Annotated in this window: 21 protein-coding genes; 14 read left to right on the top strand and 7 right to left on the bottom strand. The window is 53.8% G+C overall.

Annotated elements, in window-relative coordinates; translation table 11 throughout:
- Positions 1-51: 51 nt before the first annotated feature.
- Complete coding sequence (locus NMUL_RS05225) at positions 52-1,182, bottom strand: acetate/propionate family kinase (protein ID WP_011380340.1); 1,131 nt, start codon at positions 1,180-1,182, stop codon at positions 52-54.
- Positions 1,183-1,239: 57 nt separating this feature from the next.
- On the bottom strand, positions 1,240-2,124 hold the full coding sequence (locus tag NMUL_RS05220; RefSeq protein ID WP_011380339.1) for a universal stress protein: 885 nt from the start codon (positions 2,122-2,124) through the stop codon (positions 1,240-1,242).
- A 497-nt stretch (positions 2,125-2,621) separates the two neighbouring features.
- Here NMUL_RS05220 and NMUL_RS05215 point away from each other — a divergent pair, with 497 nt between their 5' ends.
- From NMUL_RS05215 to ubiB, 3 genes are all read left to right on the top strand, one after another.
- Positions 2,622-3,509, top strand: a complete 888-nt coding sequence (locus NMUL_RS05215) for a Tim44 domain-containing protein (RefSeq protein WP_011380338.1) — start codon at positions 2,622-2,624, stop codon at positions 3,507-3,509.
- A gap of 12 nt (positions 3,510-3,521) precedes the next feature.
- Entirely contained in the window at positions 3,522-4,103 is a 582-nt protein-coding gene (locus NMUL_RS05210) for a ubiquinone biosynthesis accessory factor UbiJ (RefSeq protein WP_011380337.1), read from the top strand.
- Positions 4,104-4,168: 65 nt separating this feature from the next.
- On the top strand, positions 4,169-5,683 hold the full coding sequence (ubiB, locus tag NMUL_RS05205) for a ubiquinone biosynthesis regulatory protein kinase UbiB (protein ID WP_011380336.1): 1,515 nt from the start codon (positions 4,169-4,171) through the stop codon (positions 5,681-5,683).
- Between the two features lie 601 nt (positions 5,684-6,284).
- On the opposite strand, the gene NMUL_RS05200 is transcribed toward ubiB, so the two are convergent.
- From NMUL_RS05200 to NMUL_RS15270, 3 genes are all read right to left on the bottom strand, one after another.
- Complete coding sequence (locus tag NMUL_RS05200; protein ID WP_011380335.1) at positions 6,285-7,361, bottom strand: hypothetical protein; 1,077 nt, start codon at positions 7,359-7,361, stop codon at positions 6,285-6,287.
- A gap of 142 nt (positions 7,362-7,503) precedes the next feature.
- Positions 7,504-7,557, bottom strand: coding sequence for a helix-turn-helix domain-containing protein (locus tag NMUL_RS16585; RefSeq protein ID WP_202944854.1), 54 nt, complete (start codon positions 7,555-7,557; stop codon positions 7,504-7,506).
- A gap of 58 nt (positions 7,558-7,615) precedes the next feature.
- On the bottom strand, positions 7,616-8,002 hold the full coding sequence (locus tag NMUL_RS15270; RefSeq protein ID WP_202944853.1) for a recombinase family protein: 387 nt from the start codon (positions 8,000-8,002) through the stop codon (positions 7,616-7,618).
- Positions 8,003-8,035: 33 nt separating this feature from the next.
- Between NMUL_RS15270 and NMUL_RS05190 the strand changes: the two genes are divergently transcribed.
- The 9 genes from NMUL_RS05190 to NMUL_RS05150 are packed head-to-tail and all read left to right on the top strand — an operon-like array spanning position 8,036 to position 14,014.
- Entirely contained in the window at positions 8,036-8,269 is a 234-nt protein-coding gene (locus NMUL_RS05190) for an AbrB/MazE/SpoVT family DNA-binding domain-containing protein (RefSeq protein ID WP_011380333.1), read from the top strand.
- Positions 8,256-8,678 carry a PIN domain-containing protein gene (locus tag NMUL_RS05185; RefSeq protein ID WP_011380332.1) on the top strand — a complete coding sequence of 141 codons (423 nt, stop codon included), beginning with the start codon at positions 8,256-8,258 and terminating at the stop codon, positions 8,676-8,678. The genes NMUL_RS05190 and NMUL_RS05185 overlap by 14 nt, the downstream gene beginning before the upstream one ends.
- Positions 8,679-8,684: 6 nt before the next feature.
- The gene (locus tag NMUL_RS05180) at positions 8,685-8,957 is read left to right on the top strand and encodes a type II toxin-antitoxin system RelB/DinJ family antitoxin (protein ID WP_011380331.1); all 273 of its coding nucleotides are present in this window, start codon (positions 8,685-8,687) and stop codon (positions 8,955-8,957) included.
- 42 nt (positions 8,958-8,999) lie between these two features.
- Positions 9,000-10,091 carry an ABC transporter ATP-binding protein gene (locus NMUL_RS05175; RefSeq protein ID WP_011380330.1) on the top strand — a complete coding sequence of 364 codons (1,092 nt, stop codon included), beginning with the start codon at positions 9,000-9,002 and terminating at the stop codon, positions 10,089-10,091.
- A complete protein-coding gene (locus NMUL_RS05170) occupies positions 10,088-11,002 on the top strand; it encodes an ABC transporter permease (RefSeq protein WP_238529872.1) in 915 nt (304 codons plus the stop codon). Before NMUL_RS05175 ends, NMUL_RS05170 begins: the two co-directional genes overlap by 4 nt.
- Before the next feature lies 1 nt (position 11,003).
- Positions 11,004-11,807: an ABC transporter permease gene (locus NMUL_RS05165; RefSeq protein WP_011380328.1), complete on the top strand. Its 804-nt coding sequence runs from the start codon at positions 11,004-11,006 to the stop codon at positions 11,805-11,807.
- A gap of 23 nt (positions 11,808-11,830) precedes the next feature.
- Positions 11,831-12,931: an ABC transporter substrate-binding protein gene (locus NMUL_RS05160; protein WP_011380327.1), complete on the top strand. Its 1,101-nt coding sequence runs from the start codon at positions 11,831-11,833 to the stop codon at positions 12,929-12,931.
- Positions 12,932-12,969: 38 nt separating this feature from the next.
- Entirely contained in the window at positions 12,970-13,281 is a 312-nt protein-coding gene (locus NMUL_RS05155) for a (2Fe-2S) ferredoxin domain-containing protein (protein ID WP_011380326.1), read from the top strand.
- 49 nt (positions 13,282-13,330) lie between these two features.
- A complete protein-coding gene (locus NMUL_RS05150; protein ID WP_011380325.1) occupies positions 13,331-14,014 on the top strand; it encodes an alpha/beta hydrolase family protein in 684 nt (227 codons plus the stop codon).
- 98 nt (positions 14,015-14,112) lie between these two features.
- Here the strand turns inward: NMUL_RS05150 and NMUL_RS05145 are convergent, their stop codons facing one another.
- Positions 14,113-14,631, bottom strand: a complete 519-nt coding sequence (locus NMUL_RS05145) for a beta/gamma crystallin domain-containing protein (protein ID WP_011380324.1) — start codon at positions 14,629-14,631, stop codon at positions 14,113-14,115.
- A gap of 484 nt (positions 14,632-15,115) precedes the next feature.
- Between NMUL_RS05145 and NMUL_RS05140 the strand changes: the two genes are divergently transcribed.
- Positions 15,116-15,421, top strand: a complete 306-nt coding sequence (locus tag NMUL_RS05140) for a DUF2905 domain-containing protein (RefSeq protein ID WP_011380323.1) — start codon at positions 15,116-15,118, stop codon at positions 15,419-15,421.
- 167 nt (positions 15,422-15,588) lie between these two features.
- Here the strand turns inward: NMUL_RS05140 and NMUL_RS05135 are convergent, their stop codons facing one another.
- Positions 15,589-18,693 (bottom strand): transglycosylase domain-containing protein, encoded by a 3,105-nt coding sequence (locus NMUL_RS05135; RefSeq protein WP_011380322.1) that lies wholly within the window; start codon positions 18,691-18,693, stop codon positions 15,589-15,591.
- A 664-nt stretch (positions 18,694-19,357) separates the two neighbouring features.
- Between NMUL_RS05135 and NMUL_RS05125 the strand changes: the two genes are divergently transcribed.
- Positions 19,358-21,214, top strand: coding sequence for a TonB-dependent receptor (locus tag NMUL_RS05125; protein ID WP_041352400.1), 1,857 nt, complete (start codon positions 19,358-19,360; stop codon positions 21,212-21,214).
- The last annotated feature ends 23 nt before the right edge of the window (positions 21,215-21,237 follow it).

Here is a 21,237-nt window from a genome sequence, read left to right as displayed (position 1 = left end):
CTTTTTCCGGACACTGGTTACTGCCGAAGAATCCAGGCACTGGGGCAAAGGCTAGCCACGACTGGAAATAACTGCCTCTGCTTCCTGCGCGAGGATTGTCGCCTCATTCACGGGAGCCACCCACACTTCGACCCGACTCGCTTCGCTACTGATGCATGACATCCCGCTCGCATCGCTGTTCTTTTTCGCGTCGAGATGGATTCCGCACCATTCCATTCCTGCCAGAATCTTTTCCCGCACGACTGGAACGTTCTCCCCCACGCCCCCGCCAAAAATCACTGCATTTGCCCCGCCCAGCACGGCAAGATAAGCGCCCAGATATTTACGCGCCCGGTAACAGTACAGCTCGACCGCCAGCCCAGCGTATTCGTCTTTCGACTTCAGCAGTTCCCGGATATCGGCGCTGATTCCCGACACTCCCGATAAACCGGACTGCTCATTCAGCAGCCGATCCATCTGCTCCGGCGCCAAGCTCTCCTGCCGCTGCAAAAACGTCATCAGACCGGGGTCCAGGTCGCCCGAGCGCGTCGCCATCATCAATCCCTCCAGAGGCGAGAATCCCATGGAAGTATCGCGAGGCAATCCTTTCTCTGTCGCCGTGATCGAGCAACCTGCTCCGAACTGCATCGAAATGATTTTTCCATTTTGCACAAAGTCCGGATGTTGATCGCGCCAAGCCTGCCACATAGCCTGGTGCGCCAGTCCGTGAAAACCGTACCGCCGCAATGCGTACTTTCCGGTCAGCTCATGCGGAATTGCGTAAGTTTGCGCAACTGTCGGCAGATGGGTAAAAAATGCGGTGTCGAATACTGCAACTTGCGGCATATGAATACCGAATACTTCCTTGGCGGCACGTATCCACTCCAGTGCGACGGGGTTATGCAAGGGCGCAAGCGGCGCAAGACATTCGATTTCCCTCTCCACGTCGCGATCGATCACGCAAGGGGAAGTAAGACGCATGCCTCCATGCACGACGCGATGCGCCACGACATTCACCTTGCCAAGTTTGTGGACCTGCACGAATTCCTGGAGGATATCTTCCGGCTCACCACCGGAATCTTCCCTGACACTCACAAGCTCCGTCAGCTTTTCCTGATGGTGAAGGAATGCTGCCAGGCGTACCGATGAGCTGCCTGTGTTGACCGTCAAAATTTTCATGGCAAGGGCTTGAGCGGAACGCATAAAGATCCAGCGCTCCATCAGGGCTTGAGAATTACAAAATCATATTAAGGCATCATATTACGGGTTGACTACGAGCACATCGCAAGGGGTTTCATAAAGGACATGCTTTGTGGCTGACCCGAATAGCGCTTCATCCAGTTCTGTCTGCCCACGCTTGCCTATCACGATGAGATCAATATCGAGTGCCTGCGCTTTCTCGCGGATCACATCCGGCGCATGGCCGTATTCGATAATGGATACAACGCGTCTGTCCCCGTGCGCATAATCGCTCACTATCTTCTCCATGCCTTCTCGGGCATGGATCAACATTTCTTCGTGGTAGTGGTCGACCTGACCTGCATCGTACCCTGCCTGCTTCATTTTCTGCCCCAGCGGCATTTCCACCACATGCAAGACGTGAATGGATGCATCCATCACTGCTTTCAATGCCATCTCCAGCGCATTCAGGGAGTTTTTGGAAAAATCGACGGGTACCAGCACATGCTTGTACTCATCCCTGGGCTCCTGCTTGACGATCAGCAAGGGATGATGGCCCGTGCGAAGCGTTTTCGATGCGGTCGTCCCTAGAAAGAATTCGCATGCAAAGCTTTCCCCCTGATCCCCGATCACAATGAGATCGGCATGATGGGACTGGGCATATCGGTTAATCTCGAGGTGCGCCCTGCCGATGGCAACGTGATGCTTTACCCGTATGCCTCTCAACGCCAACATATCCGCCCTGTTCTGCAGTGCTATCTTTGCCCGGTTGTAGAGCCTCTGTTCTGTTTCCAGCGGCGTTTCGGCTATCAGATGCTTGAATACTTCGAGCGGCAACGCCGGAAGGACATGCAACAGATACAGTTCGGCTGCATGCTCTGACGCCAGCAGCGCGGCGCGCTGCACGGCGCGCTCGCCGCGCGGGGAGAAATCGGTGGAGATGAGTATGCGTCGAATTTTCTCCACGTATGTTCCTCGCAATAGCACTTATCGAACACGGTTACTTGAAATCCGGCTAAAAGATAAAAGATATTCGCTCGAAAGATGTTGCGATAGCCGAACGGGGATAAACCGAACGATTTTTCCAGTTTCCTGCGATCCTTTAGCCCTTCGCTCCTTCGGTCTCGTCAGCGAGCACCCTTTACTCCGTTCCTTATACTGCTGCCAGCAGCGCAGCGGAAAATCCCGATCCCCATGCAGGGGCCAAACTGGCGATTAGAGACAGGATCTTCGGCTGCGTCTGTACGTCACCCCTCATATGACAGATGTTTTGCCACCCCTGCTGCCGGACGGCCGTGGCCGCTGCTATAGCCGGCTGCTCGCCGAACTTTTCCGTTTTTCCTCCATCGATCGTTTATCCCCGACAGGATCCTCAAAGGTGTGAGCAATTCTGATTTTAGCCGACATTTCCTTGAATTGATGGTGCTATACTCCTTACTTTAACCGTATCCCGGGAGACTTTCATGAAGAAAATATTGACTCTGTTGACCCTGGCCGTTTTCAGCTTCGGATTGGCGGCCTTCGATGCCGAGGCGAAACGCTTCGGGGGCGGTCAAAGTATCGGCAAGCAACGGGAATCCATGAGCCAGCAGCAGGCAGCGCCTCAACCCGGAACGGCACCTAACGCCGCGCCTGGAGCAGCCACGCGTCCAGGCGGCAATAAGTGGTTGGGACCCTTGGCGGGTCTGGCTGCGGGAGGGTTACTGGCTGCGCTTTTCATGGGCGGCGCATTCGAAGGGATCAATATGATGGACGTGCTGATGCTGGCAGCGTTGATCGGCGGGATCTTCTTTGTCATGCGCATGCTGCGCAAACCGAGACAGGAACACTCGGCCCGCCCGATGCAGTATTCGGGCATGCAGGGAACCTCAACCGATCACGGCGTCACACCCGGAGCAACAGCCGCAACGGGCTCCGCACCAGAGACGACCCCGAGAGCGAGCGCAGTGGCCCCGGTTTCCGGCACAGGCAATATTCCCGCTGATTTTCAGGTGGAACCTTTCCTGCGTAACGCGAAGACTTCATTCATACGCTTGCAGGCAGCAAATGATGCGCGCGACCTGAACGATATCCGGGAATATACTACCCCCGAAATGTATGCGGAGATCAGCATGCAGATCAACGAGCGCGGTAACGAGCCCCAGCGAACCGACGTGCTGGCGATCAATGCGCAGCTGCTTGAAGTGGTCACGGAAAAAGACATGGCAATTGCCAGCGTCCGCTTCAATGGCCAATTGCGCGAATCGCCCCAGTCAACGCCGGAAGCGTTCGATGAAATCTGGCATGTGCAGAAGGATCTCAAAGATCCCGATGCTGTCTGGCTGCTCGCTGGAATTCAACAAGTCTCCTAGAGACCGGATTCCATGCTGGCATCGGTGGCGATAGTTCCGCTCAACCATATGCTGCGTGGAGAAAGCTGGGCGCGCAAACGTCTGCAGCCATGCGCCGGGAAGACTGCCCGTTTTCGCGTTCCACCTTTTTTTGATCTTGCCGTCATCATCCAGCCTACCGGCGAGGTGGCGGCGGCATCCACCGTCGCTGGCAACGACGCCATCCTGACCATCATGCCGGCATTGCTGCCGCGCCTGCTCGTTCGCGACGAAGCCGCATACCGTGAAATCCGGATTTCCGGGGATAGCGTGTTCGGCCAGGAAATCCTCGAGATCGGACAGAATCTGCGCTGGGACGTGGAGCAGGATTTAAGCGATGTGATGGGAGACATCCTCGCTCACCGGGTGGTCCGGGCGGGGGAAAACCTGGCCCACTGGCATAACGAAACCCTTAATAATTTGTCTCGGGCTTTGACGGAGTACCTCACCGAAGAGCAGCCGGTACTTGCCAAGCCAACCGACATGCGTACGTTCGCCAATGAAGTGAGCGGATTGCAGGACCAGGTGTCAAGACTGGAACTGCGCGTGGAAGGCCTCATAAACAAGTCCTTATAAGTGAACTGAGAAGAAGGAATATCTGGGCAAATCCCTGAGCGAATCGGGGTAGCAGAATAGAATAAATGCGTTTCTTCCGTCTTCTCAAAATACTCGCCGTCTCATTCCGTTTCGGCCTCGACGAATTCTTCCTGAGCCACGAACGTCTGCGCCTACTGCGGCCTGTCGTCAGAACGGCAACGTTCTGGCGTAAACTGGATCGTGCGCGGGGCGAACGTCTCCGCCTCGCCCTGGAGGCTCTGGGTCCCATCTTCGTCAAGTTCGGCCAGATGCTCTCTACCCGGCGGGATCTTCTGCCGCCCGATATCGCCGACGAACTGGCGAAACTACAGGATCAGGTTCCACCATTTCCCTCCAGCATTGCCCTCAAGACACTGGAAGAGGTCTACGGAAAACCCGTCAACGAAGTTTTTCTGCTGTTCGATGTGGAGCCGGTAGCAAGCGCGTCCATTGCCCAGGTTCATCTGGCAGTGCTGCATGATGGTACGGAAGTCGCAGTCAAGGTGCTGCGTCCCGGCATCGCGCCTGTGATCGCCCATGATATCGCGCTGATGGACACAGGCGCTCTTTTGCTCGAAATAGTCTGGCCGGATGCCAAGCGGCTCAAGGTACGGGAAGTTGTGACTGAATTCGCCCGTCATCTCGATGACGAACTGGATCTCATGCGCGAAGCCTCCAATTGCAGCCAGTTGCGGCGCAATTTCCTGGATTCTCCCCTGCTTCTGGTTCCGGAAGTCTACTGGGATTACTGCTATTCGAGCGTCATGGTGATGCAGCGCGTCAAAGGCACGCCCATCAGTCATGTCACAGCCTTGCGGGAGCAGGGCGTGGATATTCCGCGACTTGCCCGCGTCGGCGTGGAAATCTTTTTCACCCAGGTATTCCGCGATGGCTATTTTCATGCCGACATGCATCCGGGAAACATCTTTGTCGGCAAGGACGGCCGGTATATCGCTGTCGACTTCGGCATAATGGGAACCCTTACCGACGAAGACAAGAATTATCTCGCGCAGAATTTCCTGGCTTTCTTCCGCCGTGACTACAAGCGTGTGGCGGAAGCGCACGTGGAGGCGGGATGGGCGCCGAAAAACACGCGAGTCAATGATTTCGAAACCGCTATCCGGGCAGTATGCGAACCTATTTTCGACAAGCCCTTGAGCGAGATTTCATTTGGGCGGGTATTGCTGCGGCTGTTTCAAACGTCGCGCCAGTTCAATGTCGAAATCCAGCCGCAGCTCGTGATGCTGCAAAAAACCCTGCTCAATATCGAGGGGCTGGGGCGGGACCTCGACCCTAATCTCGACCTGTGGACGACAGCCAAGCCGTACCTGGAAAACTGGATGGCGGAGCAGTTGGGCTGGAGAGGGCTCAGCCGCCGCCTGCGCAAGGAAGCCACGAGTTGGGCGGTAATCATGCCCCAGTTTCCCCGCCTGATGCATCATGCCCTGACGGAAATACGTACCAGCGCTCTGGAAGAAAAGATGGACCAGTTCATCCTGGAGAAAAAACGTGAGACCCGGCGCCTCACCATCTTCATCGTATTACTGATCATAGTGATACTGTGGCATCTGGGAAAATAAGGGCGGTTTTTGCATACTCGCGAGAGCATGAACACCCCTTATTGAAAATGGAAGAATCGCAGTCCGGGAACCTCCCGGTCAGGGCGTAATAGAAGGTGTCCAGAATGGCAGATCGCCGGATAACAACCTCACATAGTTTGTGGGTTCATGGGCATCAGGAGGGACATCTTAAACGACACAATGTTGGGAAACCACGGAGGCTGTGGATTTGAGAGCATTGCTTCGCTACGCCCTTAGCCTTCAGATCTTTTTCTCATTCCCGTGACCAAGCAGACCACATCCAGCAAGCCACAACCAAACGGCAGCCGGAACGGGAACGGGCAAAACTGCAGCAGTCCCATACATGTGAAATCATTACGTCCCCCAGAGAAAACGAAGTCAGGAGCACTCTCGATCTTGACACTATGCTGGCCATATCCCAGACCTGAGACAACCAAAGTGCCCACCCAGCTACCCGGGAGCCTTTCAACGGGCAGCGTTTGCATGTTAAGTGATGAAGCACTTCCGCGTTGTCTACATAGAAATTAACAAGGCGTCATTTCCATCGCTTTCCAGCATGAATCGGTTCGCAATAAACGCGACTAATCCAAACCTGCAAGCATCAAGGCATAGGCTTCAGGTTCGGGATAGTAGTAGGAATAGCAATAGCAATGACTTGACCCCTGTTATTGATATCCATTGCCTTGACTAGAACCATGCCTTGAGGGAGGTCAACCAACGAATTGAGGTCCGTCATTCCTTCACCATCAGGACCGGTGATGAAGGCATGGTAATAACCTTCAGCCGTGTAAGAGTATCCCACTACCTGTCCGATGTCGTTGATGCCGTTGGCCTGGCTTCCGTTCCCACCTAATAAAGTGCCTAGGTCTCTCATCCCCACCCCATCGGGACCGGTGATAAAGGCATGGAGACTACCTTCAGCCGTGGAAGAGTTTCCAACCACTTGTCCGGCATCGTTGATACCGTAGGCATAGCTCCAGCGCCCCCCCAAAGTGCCCAGGTCTCTCATCCCCACCCCATCAGGGCCGGTGATGAAGGCATGAAGATTACCATCAACTGTGCCAGACATTCCTACCACCTGTCCGGCATCGTTGATGCCGGAAGCCTCGCTCAAGCTCCCGCCCAAAGTGCCCAGGTCTCTCATCCCCATGCCATCATAACCGGTGATGAAGGCATGACGATTACTATCAGCCGTGAGAGAGTATCCAGCCACCTGTCTGGCATCGTTGATGCCGAAAGCATAGCTCCAGCGCCCGCCTAAAGTGCCCAGGTCTCTCATCCCCGTGCCATTCGGGCCAGTGATGAAAGCATGGACATAGCCTCCAGCAGTGCCAGAGCCTCCCACTACCTGTCCGGCATCGTTGATGTCGAGCGCATAGCTCTCACCCCCCCGCAAGGTGCCCAAGTCTCTCATCTCCACCCCATCAGTACCGGTGATGAAGGCATGCTGACCACCTTCAGCCGTGTGAGAGTATCCAGCCACCTGCCCAGCATCGTTGATGCCGTAGGCATTGCTCCAGTTCCCGCCCAAAGTGCCCAGACTAATTGCTGTCCTGCTGTTAAGGTCAACAAGGAGGACTATTTCGGCGTTTGCAGGATTGACAAAACCAAGGCCGGTAGTTAAGGCTGCGGCCAGGATAAGATGGCGAACCTTGAAGGAATGGCTGAGTAGTGTCATGGTATTCTCCGGCAAGGCGGGGGGCAATCCATTACTTCAATGTAGGTAATGGAGTTCATGCTGTCAAAGCAGCTTCTCCCGATCTTTGGTTTTTGGTTCTGATTTTGAAACTTCCTCCTCACAGCTAGCCTGCTCTTTCTTCCTATCGGATGTATTGATAAAGGGTTTCCCGGCTTATCCCGAACTCCTTCGCCAGCTTTGTCCGGTTCGCCCCCCTGCTGCCTGCTCCCGCAACTGAACAATCCTCTCTGCATTCAGAGCGGGCTTCCTGCCTTGTAGACTCCTTCGGCCTTTGCCAGGACTATTCCTTGCCGTTGCCGCTCTTTGATCAGGGATCGCTCAAACTGAGCGAAAGCGCTGAGCATGGTAAACATCAACGTAGAGCAAGGATCTTCGCTGCCAGCAGCAAAGCTCATATTCTCTTTAACGAACTGAACCAATACCCCCTTATTATTCATTTCCCCCACCAGCCTGAGCATGTCTTCGATGTTACGGGCCAACCTGTCCATGGAATGGACTATGAGCATATCCCCTGCACGAACATGGTCGAGTGCGACCTGGAGTTGCGGCCTGTTTGTATTCTTGGCTGACGCCTTGTCATTAAATAGCTTTCGAAAACCAAATTTGGGGTTGCATGATATACTTTATATTACGTATATCATGCAGGGGCAACAATGCAAGTTTCAAGATGGGGTAACAGCCTTGCTATCCGCCTGCCGGTTTCAGTAGTGGAAGCTCTTGATCTGCGCGAAGGCGACGATATTGAAGTAATCGTTGCCGGCGACAGGAAATTCGAGATCAGAAAAAAACCGGGGGCAGATGAATTTCTGGAAAGGTTGCGCAAGTATCGGGGCAGACTTCCCGCCGATTTCAGGTTTGACCGGGAAGAAGCGAATGAGCGCGACTAGCTTTATCTACACAAATATTCTTCTATATCTGCTCTCTCCGAGTGCGGCCAAGGCAAACCGCGCTGAAGAAGTCCTGCGAGGTGGCGGCAGGATCAGTGTACAGGTCCTTAACGAAATGGCCAGCGTCATGCGCCGCAAGCTTTCCATGCCATGGCATGAGGTCAACGATGTGCTTTTCCTGATCCGCTCAATTTGTCCCGTCGAACCGCTGACGCTGGAAGTACACGACCGGGGGCGGCGGGTTGCAGAGCGGTGGGGCCTGAGCTTGTACGATGGGATGATTGCAGCGGCGGCGCTGCTCTCAAACTGCGATATTCTATATTCTGAGGACATGCAGCACGATTTGCTGATAGACGAGCAATTGCGAATACAGAATCCCTTTTTCGTAAACTGCAATGGCGAAAACTGAGGTCATATGCGGGTTGATACGCAAACGAAGGAGGAAGCAAGCCGGGTGCTGGGGGAAACGGGCCTTGCAGTTTCCCACGACATACGCCTGTTTTTAAGAAGTGTCGGCAGCAAAAAGAAATTGCCGTTTCACCCGATGGATTTCTTCGAACCGGATGCTGAAACCATTGCCGCCATGGAAGAAGCGGAGAGGGGGGAAAATCTAACGACGTGCGAAACGGTCGTTTTATCTTGGCGTCGAAATTCCTTAAGAGAATGGGAAGCAGCAGTTGCTTCATAAATTTTGGTAAAATGCTGAGTTTTACCTCGATTTGTCCCGACTATGGCGCTCCTGGAAATCCGTAATGTGACGCGGCGTTTCGGCGGTTACACTGCGGTCGACAACGTCAGCATCGATGTGGAAGCCGGCGAGTTCTTCACGCTGCTGGGGCCGTCCGGTTGCGGTAAAACAACGCTGCTGCGGATGATAGCTGGATTCGATCTGCCGGACTCCGGTCAAATCCTGCTGGACGGCAAGGATATGGTGGGTATTCCCCCGGAAAAGCGGCCTGTCCATACCGTATTCCAGACCTATGCTTTATTTCCGCATATGACGGTGGCGGACAATATCGCCTTTCCCCTCAAAATGGCAGGGAAAGCCCCCCAGGAAATAAAAAAAAGGGTGAATGAACTGTTGGAGCGGGTTCACCTGCCGAACTTCGGCAATCGCTTTCCACATGAGCTCTCCGGTGGGCAGAAACAGCGCGTGGCTTTCGCCAGAGGGTTGGTGAATCGACCACGACTGCTCCTGCTCGATGAACCCCTCGGCGCACTCGACGCAAAGTTGCGTGAAGAGATGCAGATCGAGCTCATCAATCTTCAGAAAGAAATCGGTATTACTTTTATTTTTGTCACTCATGCACAGGATGAAGCGCTGGCGCTATCGCATCGCATCGCAGTGATGAACCGGGGCAATGTCGAGCAGATAGACGAACCCTCTAAAATCTACAGTGCGCCGAGAAATCATTTCGTTGCAGATTTCATCGGCAAAATCAGCGTGATGAATGCAACAGTTATGGAAGCTGTTCCGTCTCATTTGAAACTCGCGATAGAAGGACTGGGAGAGGTAACGGCGCCGGCCAGGGAGGGCATGGAGGTGGGTGACAAGGGCGTGCTGGCTATCCGGCCGGAGCAGGTGCGAATTTCTCACCCGTCCAATGAATCGCAGCTAAAAAACCATTTCCGCGGCAAAGTGCATGACTTCCTGTATGTCGGCGACGTAACTACTTATATTGTGGAACTCGCCAACGGTGCCTATATTGAAGCTTTACTGCCAAATTCCGCTCCTGGCCGGGCCAAGTTTTTCGAGGTGGATGACGAGGTAACAATCTCCTGGCGCCACGACGCGGGCATTTTTCTCAATGATCCTGAATGATTAAGGGCGAAATGAAAGAAAAGCAGCTTGCCCGGCTGCTGGTGAGCGGGCCACCCCTATTGTTCCTGATAGTGTTCTTTGTGGCACCCAGCCTGATCATGATTCTCACCTCGTTTCGCTTTCCGGGTGAATTCGGCGGACTGGCCCCCGTTATCCCGCCTTCGGACCAAGCGATTGGCGAATATGGATTCACCTCGGACGCATATCAGTTCTTTTTCAGCGACTTCATCTACACGGAGATCTTTCTCAAATCGTTCGCGGTTGCGTTCGGCACGACCCTGATCTGCCTCATCCTGGCTTATCCATTGGCAGTACTGATTGCCCGCAGCAGAAAACACTTGCGCAACCTGATGGTCCTGTTGGTGATACTTCCGTTCGCGAGCAATTTCCTCATTCGCATCTACGCGTGGATGATCATTCTCGGCCCGGAATCCGCGCTCAGCCACTTTGTCAACACCCTTCTCGGCGCGTTCGGAATCGCCCCGGTCACGTTATTATTCTCGCCTTTTGCAGTATTGGTGGGCATGGTATACGTACATCTGCCCTTCATGGTGCTGCCTCTCTATACCAATCTGGAGAAGCACGATCCCTCCCTTCTGGATGCGGCACAGGATCTGGGGGCGAATGCCTGGCAACGCTTCTGGCGGGTTACCTGGCCGCTGTCCCTGCCGGGCGTATTTTCAGGATCCGCGCTGGTATTCATTCCGGTGCTGGGCATGTTCGCCGTGCCGGATATATTAGGCGGCACAGGCGATATCCTGATCGGAAACCTGATCAAGGATCAGTTCCTGGGCACTCGCGACTGGCCTTTCGGTTCTGCATTGTCCATCATGCTGACACTGGCGGTACTATCCGTAGCAGGCTTGACGACATGGTTCGCCCGTTCCGCAACCGGCCAGCGGGCGATATAGCGTGAAGCGCGGCAATCCCTGGTTGTGGTCCGCGGCCGTGCTGGTTTACGCCTTCCTTTATATCCCGCTGATCATCGTAGTGCTGTACTCGTTCAACGATTCCAGGTTGAATGCTGAATGGGTCGGCTTTACCTTGTTCTGGTACAAGGCGCTGTTCAACAATACCGAAATGCTGCTGGCGGCACGCAACTCGCTCATCATCGCGCTTTGCGCCAGCTTCAGCGCTACCCTGCTGGGCACGATGTCCGGCCTGGCGATACACCGGTACAAGCTCAGGGTATTGCCGGTGCTGGTATTCACTCCAGTGGCAATGCCCGAAATCCTGCTTGGAGTATCGATCCTGCTATTCTTTTTGCAAGTCCTGAATTTCACGCTTGGAATGGTGTCCATCATCATTGCGCATACTACCTTCTGCATTGGTTTCGTTGCCATCATCGTGCGGGCGCGGCTGCAGGGAATGGATGAAAGCATCTTCGAAGCGGCGCGCGATCTGGGCGCATCGCCTTGGCAAACTTTCCGCCTCGTCACCTTGCCGCTCATCATGCCGGCTGTAGTCGCAGGCGCCTTGATGTCGTTCACCTTGTCCATCGATGATTTTGTCATTACATTCTTTACCAAGGGTGTAGGCGAACCGATTCTGCCGATCCAGATTTATACGATGATAAAAGTGGCAGTGACGCCTGAAGTGAACGCCATCTCGACATTATTGATGTTGCTGACATTGGTCATGATCATCATTGCCGCCCGGCTTGAATCAAACGCCTCCTCGGAAGAGAGCACGAAACCTCGCAAAACGGTGAAATAAGCGGTGAAACAAGCGGCGGAATAATGAACCCTCCACGACTCCTTTTTTTTCTGCTGGCATCACTGCTCACGTTCGCCGCGGGATGTACTCCCCCGAATCCGGATGCGGGCAACAGCGGCAAAAATGTCCTGCACCTGTTCAACTGGAATAACTACATCGCGCCGGAAACCGTTGCGCGCTTCGAGAAATCCTGTAAGTGCGACCTGTCGCAGGATTATTATGCCGACAACGAGGAAATGCTGGCGAAGCTCGCGGCGGGAGCCACCGGTTATGATGTTATCGTTCCCACGGGCAATGCGATCGACACCCTCATCCGCCAGGGAGCGCTGCGGCCGCTGGATAAATCGCTCCTGCCCAATTTCAGGAATATCAATCCTGCCTATCTCGATACGGCCTTTGACCCCGGTAACATATACTCGGTCCCCTACGCCTACACGCTCTCTCTGCTCGGTTTCAACAAGGAGAAGATCGAGCAGCTTGGTCTGCCGACTGATACCTGGGCAATCATCTTCGAACCCAAATATCTGGAAAAAATCAGGGGACGGGTGACCGTGCTCGACAGCCAGCGCGAGCTGATGGCCGCCGCGCTCAAGTATCTGGGCTATTCCGTGAACGATACGGATGAGAGGCATTGGCAGGAGGCCGCCGCTCTGATCGTGCGCGCCAAACCCTATTGGGCGGCCTTCAGCAATACCAGCTACATCAAGGAACTGGCAGTGGGTAATCTGTGGGTGGCGCACGGTTATTCCAATGACATGTTCCAGGCGGCGCTCGATGCCCAGAAAACCGGGCGGAAATTCACGATCAGCTATTCGACGCCCAAAGAGGGAGCAGTGCTGGCAGTGGATAGCATGGTTCTGCACAAAAGCGGGAAACGCCCCGATCTTGCTCACCAGTTCATCAATTTCATGCTGGATGGAAAGAATTCCGCCGAACTCACCAATCTCATCGGCTCGGGCAATCCCAATCTCGATGCTTTGCAATACATCCAGCCAGAAATTGCAAGCAACAAGGCCATTTTTCCCGATCCGGAACTGATTGCCCGGCTTGAAATGCTGCGCGATCTCGATCGCAAGCAGCGGCGACTGTTGAGCCGCTTGTGGACAGAAATTAAACTGCGATAATCGTTATAATTTCTGCTCATCCATTCAATACAAAAACCATGAGCTACTACCATCGGCATGTATTTTTCTGCGTGAACCAGCGTGAACCCGGCACCTTGTGCTGCAATAACTTTGGCGCCCAGGCAATGCGCGACTATGCCAAAGAGCGTGTAAAGGCACTCAAGCTGGACTCTAAGAACAAGAGGATAAGGATTAATAATGCAGGTTGCCTGGACCGTTGCAATGAAGGTCCTGTCATCGTCGTGTATCCTGAAGATGTTTGGTATACCTACGTGGACAAGGAGGATATCGATGAAATCATCGAAGAGCACCTGAAAAACGGCCGTGTGGTCGAGCGGTTACGGATCTGATCTCGGTGTATGATACTGCTCCTTCGATTCACGATTTCATGTCTATCCGTTGACTGCGCATAATTCCCAAACCCTGTCCAGAAACCTGTTCATCGACGGCCCGGCGGGAAAGCTGGAAGCGGTTCTGGCGGAGCCGGCCTCGCCTTCCCCCCGAGGGATTGCCGTCATCGCACACCCTCATCCGCTCTATGGCGGAACCATGAATAACAAGGTAGTGCATACCCTGTTCAAGTCCTTCCTGGAGCTCGAGTTTATCACGGTCAAATTCAACTTCCGGGGTGTGGAGCAGAGCGAAGGTCCCCTCTATTCGGGCAACGATGGTCTGGGAGAAGTCGAGGATGTAGTGGCGGTGACGGAAGCTGTAACAGCGGAATATGCCTCCCGTTTCAACTCTTCTCCGCCGTTGTGCCTGGCGGGATTTTCATTTGGCGGTGCAATCCAGGTTTTCGCCGCGCAACGGCTCAAGCCGCAACAAATGGTGCTGGTCGCCCCGGCAGTAGAGCGCTTGAGCGCTCCTCCCCTCTCCTTTCCGCAGGATACGCAGGATGTCCAATCTCTACCGCGCGTGCTGATCATTCACGGCGATCAGGATGACGTCGTTCCGCTTAAAACCGTTCTGGATTGGGCCGCTCCGCAGGAATTACCCATTGTCGTTGTACCCGGCGCAGAGCATTTCTTTCATCGGCGCCTGCATATACTCAAACGCATCGTCCTCGATTCCTGCCGCCCCTAGAAATTTCTTGATGAGGGGCGGGTTCTACCCGCCCTGAAATCTGCTGCACCGCCGGTCACCACCGCTATCCCGATAAGATCAATGAAGCGGACGGCAAATCAAATACAATTCAGTACCATTGAACGGAAGTTGTCAAAAAAACCCATTTCCTTCGACAGATTAGCGACGTTTGCACCGGCATCGAGAAACTTATCCTCGTCCCGATAATTGTGATTGTCAAAAATGGTGAGATTGGCTCTGGGACCGACTTTGACACTGCGAACCTTGTTCTCCCAATCGTAGCCAAACGGACCTATCAGTCGAGGCAAGGTAGCGGGGCCGCTTAAAAACAGGCTGTCGCCTTGAAAATTCTTCTTGTCAAAAAATTTCACCCAGCACCCTCTGTTTTCGAGTTCTGCTGAAACCTGGACTGGAACGAACGTCAATACGGGAACCTCGATAGTCATCTTGTCAACTTTGGCCCCGGGGTGCTTGCTTTCGACCTGTTCCGACTTTTTATTCACTACCCGCTTGTCAGAATGCTCCTGCGCGCTGAGCCCGGCTGAAACAGACATGCCGAACACCAATGTAACTATGGTCAGTAAACTACGGGAGTTCTTCTTTACCAGAATATTCATGTTATCCTCCTTGAAAACAGAAATCTGAGGATTGCAATCAGATTCGATTAACGAAGATAAAAATAAACCAGTAGACCCGGCGTGGCGTTCCTCATAGAAAAGAAGGAACGATGCAGGTCATTCTGCCGATTCTAGTGACAGCCTCCCACGTGTTCCGTTCGCTTTCACACATAACTGATCCATACCACCGAAGGGATGGACAACAGGAGAAAGCAATCGTAATTCGCCCCTCTATCGACTACAGAACTTTTCTGTTGATCGGGTTATCCCACATGATAAGTGGGTGAAAGATAAGAAGTATGTATTACGACGCCGACGTCTCGATGTCTGACGTTACTGGATCCCACTAGCTGCGCTTCCAGGTAGGGCAGACCAGGCTATGATCTTCTTCGGGTGCCTTGCCATCATTCCCATTTTAACAGCGCAGTTTGCGAAGGATTTATTCACAGGTTCCCTGGGAGGAAGAACTGGCGGATAAGGCAGAGTGCCCCCGGATATAGCCGGGAAGAGCGAATTGATCTTTCCGGAAAAACCGGTTTACACTGGCTGGAACATGTTCGCAGAAAATGACGAGTCGGAGATTCTTATGCAGCGTCTGCTTATCCTATGCGGCATACTCCTGTTGTTGGCGGGATTATTGTGGCCCTGGTTGTCGAAGCTGCCCTTTGGCCGTCTTCCCGGAGATATTGTCATTGAACGCGAGAATTTCAGACTCTACTTTCCGCTCACCAGCGGGCTGCTGGTGTCGCTGGTTCTGTCGTTTCTGTTGTGGTGGTGGACCCGAAAATAAATCAGGGGAGAAAATGTGAGTTTATATGAATCGATGGTATTCTGGTTTGTAAAGGAATTTGCCAAGGCTATCCTGGGCCTCGCCCTGGTGCTGGGAATAGTGGTTTTCCTGTGGTGGATCAACACAGAGGACTGAATCCCCGCTGCCGGGTACGAGTGTGTTCAAGTTTAGCTGGAAGTGGGCTGCAGCTTTTCCTTTTCTTCCGGTAAAGCTTTCCTGATCGCATCCTCCGCCAGGGTGGATTCCGGCCAGGATGGAGGCTTGTCAATAAGGGGTTTGAGGACCGGTACCAGTTTTTTCATCACCTGTGTGGAAAGTGCCGAGGTAAACGTATAGTTTGCTGCATCCACTCCCGGTACGAATGCAGTCATGGTCCCGAAAAAACGGTCGCCGATAAAGAAGACAAAAGTTGCAGAACGGTTCACCGCACGCGATTCCTTGATGACTCCCGATGAAGAAAACGTGATATGACGATGATCACCCGTGCCGGTTTTCCCGCCGATCAGGATTTCCGAGCCATCCTCTTCCACCATTGCATGCGCCAGCCGCGAAGCCGTACCCACCGCTACCACCTTGGTCAGGACACTGCGCACCGTTGCCGCCAGTTCGGGGGAAAATACTCTTTCACCCTGGAGGGGTTTCTTCTCGACGATCGTCTCGAAAGGCGTGTCGGCTGCAAAGCGCAGACGCTCGATCAGCAGCGTGGGTACCCGGACGCCATCGTTGAGGATGACACCCATAAGCTCGGCAAGGGCCGCGGGGTGATCCGCGGAACTTCCTATTGCCGTAGCGAGCGATGGTACGAGAGAGTCGAAAGGATACCCGAGGCGCTTCCAGCTGCGGTGAATTTCGAGAAATGCCTCGACCTCCAGAAGGCCGCGGATACGCACGTCCTGGGAGTTTTTATGGATAGTATTGAACAGCCAGTGATAGACGGCAATGCGCTCGCCGGCGCTCGCGTCGATCACCTCCTTGTAGTCGGCTGCCGGATGCAGGATCAGGTAACGCGCCAGCCATAGTTCCAGAGGATGAACCGTGACGATATGGCCCTGATCCGCCAGCGAATATTTTCCTGGTGCATAAGCCTCGTACAGATCCTCCAGTCTATAGGTATCCAGCTGTTTGAACCGGGGCAAATGCGGGGTCATGAAGGCCACGAATTCGACCAGACTGGAGGCTGGGTAAATATAGCGGTAAGCCGCTGCGAGACGCCGGGGCGTGTGCCGGAAGCTGGAAAAGAATATGTCGCTCACCTCGCGCGGATCAGTGGACTTGTCTTTGTACTTCAGGTAAAAACGGTTGATGAACACTCTGCCTTCCTTGTCTGCAAAGCGCCGAAGATATTCCCCCCGATCGGAATTACTCGCATCCCTGAGTATTTTGGCGGACGACCCTCCCACCTGGAACATGTAGTAACGCACGATATCCCGCATCAACCGGATATAGACGAGATTAACCGAGTTGGTCGTGGCCTCGCGTACGCTCATGATCCTGTAGTTGTCTTCGGGCTTGAAATTATGAAAGACGTGCTGGCCCCCCCCGGTAAAGAAGCGCTCATAGGGATTGGCAGAGTACTTGCGCTCCATGGCCGCATTCAACATGGATCTCAGGCTCTTGTCCCCACTATGCAAAAGATGGTCGATTGCCCAGCGGCTGAGCGCGTCGCTTGGATCGACCTCTTCCGCGCGTAATGCTTTCAGTTCCCAGGCTGCATATTTTCGATGCAGGGCCTCGACAATTTCGAGATACGTCACGAGTGTCCTCAACTTGGCGGTGGAACCCAGATCAAGCTTGGTCCCCTTGTTGATATCGAGAGGCTGGTCGAAATTGTCAGCGAGAATGCGGAACTTGGCGCCGTCGGGAGTCAATTCTGAAAGGGTGAAGCTATAGATGATTTTGGATGGATCTTCTTTTCCCAACAGGCGATGGCCATACAGTCCCGCCGCTACCGCATTTATCGGGTCCCTCAACTGGCGCAGCATTTCGGTGGTCCTTTTTTGCAGCTCGATATCGAGCGTGCTCTGCACGGACAGATCCAGCCGGTCCAGATCATACAGCCCCTGTAGCCCGAGTTGGGACGCAAGGCGTACTCGCGCCGCATTGACCGCCTTCTGGGCGGAAAAGTCCTTGATCTCCTCCGGCTTGAAGGCATCCCGAAACCGCAGAGGTTGTCGAAGGGCAGCATCCCTGAGTCTGGGTGGAATCACTTTCACCTGGGTAAGCACGCGCAGATAGGCATCCGTGAGCTCATCGAGCTCCTGGCGGCCAGCCAACAGATAATAGGAAGGCCTCCGCTGCGCAATCATGAGGCTCAGTACGTGCTTGTAGCGCCCTGCAGCCTTGGCAAATTCGGTTTCGTTCCGGTATTGCCAGTTCAGGATGCGGTTGGTTTCTTCGAAATCGAGCCCATACCAAGCCCAGAGAGCGTCACCGATTCCATTCGTTTCTCCGAACCCGAGAGCGCCCGCAAGCGGAACGGTATTAAGATAGTCCACCATGATCTGTTTGCGGACCGCCAGCGTGTTGTCCCCCTGCAGATACGCACGCACGGAGGCGGAAGCAATCTGCTGGAACTTGTCCCCGCTGGTAAGCGTCAGCCCGTTGGGAGAATGACGGTATTTCTCGATCTGCGTGGCAAGCGTACTGCCGCCGGGAACATCATGGTCGGAATTGAAAACCTGAATCCCTTTGTCCAGGATTGCCCTGCCGAGCCGGGCCCAGTCTATGGCGGGATTTTTTTTCGGCCGGGTTTCATCCAGCAATTCACGGTTTTCGATAAACAGAAGACTGCTCGTGATCACCGACGGAACGGATTCGAATTTATCATACACCCGTTTCGGAAACGACACGCGGTATAGCGATTGCCCGTTGCTTCCGGTTATCTCGAGGCCCGCCTGGGATTTTTCGCGATATGGCACGAACACGCCCCGCCGGACCAGATCCTTCATCTGCCTGGAAGCATGCGCCTGCGCCTGCACCTCGAAACCATGTTTTTCCAGGTTCTGAAGCAACCGGGGCAGGCTGCTGTAGCCCAGACGAATATCATACGGCCCGGTCTGGGAAAGAGCGAGTTGGGTGAAGTCTTCATCCCGACCGCTTCTTATCTCCCACTTCAGATCGCCAGCCAGCTTTGACAGACGCCATGCCTGATACCAGGATGTTTCTATTTCCCGATAGACAAGAAAGACTGCAACTGAAAGCGCAGCAAAAAGCAGGATTAATACGCGGGGAGTGAAAAACCTGAGTGCACGCCGCAAAGTAGGAATCAGCAAGGGTAAAAATACAACATTACTGTTTTATGGATATCAACCAAACCACGAAATGCAGCATTTTCCTCGACTTGTTCGTTTTTTTGAATTCGTGTCGAATCTCTGATCAAAAAGATTGTTAAATCTTTTCGCTTCTTATTTCGTTTCGGACGCAAACACCGCCGGCATTATGGACATGATAAATAAGCGGGTATCGAACTGCAATGTTTAAGACAGTCAGCAGCAAGGCGGATTCCGCAACGCCGGATATGTACCGGAAACAGTCTGTCGAGACGATGAAACCTTCCGCATCAAACCTGGCGTGAGTGCCGCAATATGACATGCGACAATTTGTCACATGCGGCAATATGCCACATTCCTAATTCCCACGATTTGCCTTACATTCCACCTCAGCAGCTATACAGGGTTTGCCGACATTCTCCTGGCCGCAGGTGACAAGCTCCTTCCGGTTTTTTCCCGGCACGAGGCTTCGGGCTTCACGTCGATATGCATTCCGCCTTCGAGCAAATGACTTCGTTTACAGCATTGATGGTTGCTTTGGCCCTGTTGCTTGGGCCTGCTTGCAGCAATTCACAGGAATTCGATGAAAACAAGAAAAATGATAAGAAGAAAAAACACAGCAACCGCACTATCTGCGGTCTTGACGATAATCTGCCCAGGTTTTGCCATGGCGCATGAAACTGAACTTACTCCGATTGTGGTAACCGCCAATCCGATCATAGATCGCATTCGTATCGACGGTTTTTCCAGCACATCGGCGGTCGTCACCGAAAGCCAGTTGCACGACCAGAATGCATTCGATCTGGCTACCGCGCTGCGGCGCACGCCTGGCGTCCAGATATCGCGCTACAACCCTGTGGGCGCCTTTGGTGGGGATCAGGGCGGCGGGGTTTATATCCGCGGGATGGGCGTCAGCCGGCCCGGCAGCGAAATCAAAACCTACATCGATGGCGTTCCATTTTACATGGGGGTCTGGAACCATCCCTTGCTCGATCTTCTGCCGGTCAACGGCATGCAGGCAATCACAGTATATAAAAGCCCGCAGCCACAAATCAACGGAAACAACTTTGCCTCGATCAATTTGGAAACCAAGCGCGCCACTGAAGAGGGCCTGCATGCCAGCGGCAGGATATCCGGAGGCTACTTCAGCACCTTCATAGAGCAGGCGGATCTGGTGGGCAGTTATGGAAACGTGGATTTCATGCTGGCGCAAGGCCACGCCCAATCGAATGGACATCGGCCTAATGCGAACGGCGAGCTGAACAATGTAATGGGACGCATCGGGGTGCGCCTGAACGCTAATTGGTCAGTTGGCACGAGCTTTCTTTATGTCAACAACCAGGCAGGTGACCCGGGTGACAACCGGCTCCCGGTGCCCGCCGTGGCGCCACAATACAATACCCAGGCAGGAATCGTCTCTGTTTTTGTATCGCATCGTCATGGCAACTGGCGTGGTGGCCTGCGTGTTTACCACAATAGAGGGGAAGGCAACTGGTTGCATCAATCCGGATTAGAAGGAGACCAGTTCAATAACTTCCAGATGACTGGCATGCGCTGGAAAGAAGAATTCTCCCTATGGAGGGGGAGTGCTATTGTTGCCGGTCTCGACAGCGACTGGGTTTCGGGCGACGTACGATTCAACCGGCTGCCGCCAGCTCCACGAGACAGTTTCGATACACCGACTTTCCGTGTTACCTCGCCCTATGTGGCATTAAGCCAGAAGATCGATCTCAATGAAAACTGGTCGCTGGTGCCGTCGGTCGGGATACGTGTCTACGATCACAGCATGTTCCGCACGAGAACCTCGCCCCACGCGGGCCTCTCCCTGGTTTCCGAGAAGCTGACCCTCTTCGGCAATGTTTCACGCGGCATCAACTATCCAGGTCTGGAAGCACCTGTTCTCTCCTTCCTGATTCCGCCGTTGGGGCAGACATGGAAACAGCTGTCCGCGGAAGAACTCAACCATGCGGAGATCGGTTTGAAACTGACACCTATCGACGCGACGCAAATCGATGTCAGCCTCTTTATCGACCAGGTAAAGAACCGGTTCATCTTCGGCTTTCCGCCGAATGTTCCGCCACCGCCTCAATTCCTCAATCTCGGCACTTATTCGATCCGGGGTGCCGAGATTGCGATCACGCAGAATATCGGACGTCATTGGACGATATTCGGCGGGCTGACCTTGCTCGATCCTACCATCGACAACCTGCCTTATACCCCGGCAAGAGCGGTTACAGCCGGTCTTAATGGCCAATTCGGAATGATTCGCGTGACGATCGATACCCAGTACCAATCCAGCGTACTGGCGCTCAGCCGCTCCCGCTCAGCCGGGGCAGGGAATACCGAGCGAGTCGACTCCTTTGTAATCATGAATGCGCGTGTCTCCCACCCATTGCCTTTCCTGGGCACGAAAGGAGAAATTTTCGTGGCCATGGAAAACCTTCTGGATGCCAACTATGCCTACCGTCCGGGGTATCCCATGCCGGGTCGGTGGGGACAAATCGGCATAGCCGCAAGCTTCTAAGAAATGATGATCCTTTGACTTGA

It is taken from the genome of Nitrosospira multiformis ATCC 25196 (assembly GCF_000196355.1).
Lineage (GTDB): Bacteria > Pseudomonadota > Gammaproteobacteria > Burkholderiales > Nitrosomonadaceae > Nitrosospira > Nitrosospira multiformis.
This window is presented reverse-complemented; position numbering and strand designations above follow the sequence as displayed.